Origin of the sequence: Pseudomonas sp., assembly GCF_049590575.1 — a bacterium.
Classification (GTDB): Bacteria; Pseudomonadota; Gammaproteobacteria; order Pseudomonadales; family Pseudomonadaceae; genus Aquipseudomonas.
In genome coordinates, this window is record NZ_JBAWDE010000203.1 from 1 (window position 1) to 2,011 (window position 2,011).

The following is a 2,011-nucleotide window of genomic DNA, read 5'->3' on the forward strand; positions in this document are numbered from 1 at the left end:
GCGACTCCTCCACCTGACGTTCCTGGAGCATGGGATCTTCGCCGCCCAGCGGGGCGAGCTGTGCGTGAGCACGGCGATGGATCACGAGACGATCGACCGGGCGCTCGGGTCGATATCGCAAGCATTCGCGCAGCTGCTCTGAGGGGCGCGACCTCCCGGGTGCGTAGTCTTGCGGCCAATGGCTTCTCGGCTCGTATACCTGTACGACGCCAGTCCGATCAACGTGCGCGACCGGAGGGTTCTGCTCCAGGATCAGCTGCGAGACGCCGGAGTGCTGGGCGAGTGGGAGGTGAGAGCGACACCTAGCCGCAACGCGCTGCTGGTATCGCTCTACGCGGACGCGGCGCACCGACCCACGCACGCGTCGGTCACGCTGATCGACCTGCGGGCCGGTGATCTCGAACAGAGCGGCTTCAAGGTGTGCGACAGACTCACGCGTCATCCGAGTCTTCGTCGAGCAACCCGGCCCGTGATATGGAGCGATATTCACACCGCCGCGAATCTGCAGTACGCGCGAGGCGTCGGGGCGGTGGCCATCGTCGACGATGAGTGGGTCGACAGCGGGAGTGACGCACCGCTAGTGGATGTGCTTCAGTGGGCCTCGGCGCAGCCCGCTGAACGTCACGCGACTGCTCGCACGCCTCGCGTCTTCCCGCAGGACAGCAGCTCGGTTGAGGCGGAGGAACGGGGACGGCGCGAGCGGTTCGAGCGGTGGTTCGGCTACCCACCCAGCGACCTTGACCTCGAGTTCGCGCTGCTATGGGGAATGGCCGAGGCGGTGGAGCTCAAGCTGCTCCTCACCTCGGTGACCGAGGCGGGTCTTGCCCGTTCCGAGCGCTCGGCCAGGAGGCGGCTTGAGCAACTGCAGGCCGCTATGGCCCCCGACGTTGAGGCGCTCGACAGTCCCGAGACCGCGCGGGCAGAGATCGCCCGGCGGTTCCTGTCCGAGTCGACCCATCCGGAGCCTCCTAGATTTGACGAGCTCAACTGGCCTAAGCCTCAGCACGTCGCCGATGTGCTGAGCGCCCACCCGAAGCTGCTTGAGTGGGCATTCCTGGTCGGCGAAGAGCCTGCGCTGCTGGGCCGCTTCCTTGACCTCTACGAGCCCCCACCACCTCACGCCGGCGCCGGTGTACGGCATGAGGCCATCGAGGGCGCCCTCAAGGACCTCGCCGTAGCCAACGGACCGACGTTCGCCCGCTTGCACGAGTCAGTCCACCGCGCGATCTGCGCGGTCGAAGACGCATTTTGCGACTGGCGCGACCACGGCGACCCCATCGCGCTGGGCTGATTGCCGGAGGGGGGCTTCCCCCTGGTTGCAAATCGCCTGGCCGGCTCGAACATGAGTGTGAGTCCGGCGTCGCACAGAGACGTCGACACAGCGCAAAACGAGGGAGCGAGCCATGTCGAACACCGGCCAGGCCGAGGGGGAAGACAACGAACCCCCGAAGCGCGAGTCAAAGGATGGAAAACAGAGTCGAGATCATCACAGCCGTGCCCGTCGGGGGATGGCGGTGCGGTTGGCGCTGGGTGGGGCCGTCGTCGCGGGGCTTGTGCTCGGAGTAGTTGGGGTCCCCTTTCAGGGAGCGCCTTCGGCGCCGGCGGCGGCCAGCGCGAAGGCGACGAGCGGGAGCGTCGGAGCAATGGAACAGATCCCAGGCACGATCCTGCATGTCGCGGTCAGCGCGACGGAGACCAGCGGTAGCGGGATGAGGACCAGCTGGTCCGACGACAGCTGGCTTGGCGCCCCGATCGGCGCGGGATCTGTCCCGGGCGGCTCGGGGTTTCGCCAGGTCCTCCATCACAGCGGCATCAGCGTCCAGACGGGTGTCTACGGCCGCGGCCTCTACTCCGGGACCGACAACTACCAGTTCCCCGGCGCCCAGCTGTACGACGCGTCAACGAAGACGATCTATGAGCTCCCCCCGGTGTTACAGCGCCCGGCGCTTTATGGGGCAACGTCGGCATTTACGGGATGTCGGGATGCGGGGCCGGGAGTCCTGTACCTGGG

Annotated in this window: 2 protein-coding genes; both read left to right on the forward strand. The window is 67.1% G+C overall.

The genetic code is table 11. From position 1 onward, the window contains the following. Window positions 1–178 precede the first annotated feature (178 nt). On the forward strand, window positions 179–1,291 hold the full coding sequence (locus tag WBR57_RS13675; protein ID WP_424084266.1) for a hypothetical protein: 1,113 nt from the start codon (window positions 179–181) through the stop codon (window positions 1,289–1,291). Between the two features lie 352 nt (window positions 1,292–1,643). Continuing rightward, the coding region (locus WBR57_RS13680; RefSeq protein ID WP_424084267.1) for a hypothetical protein at window positions 1,644–2,011 on the forward strand (368 nt) is incomplete at its 3' end.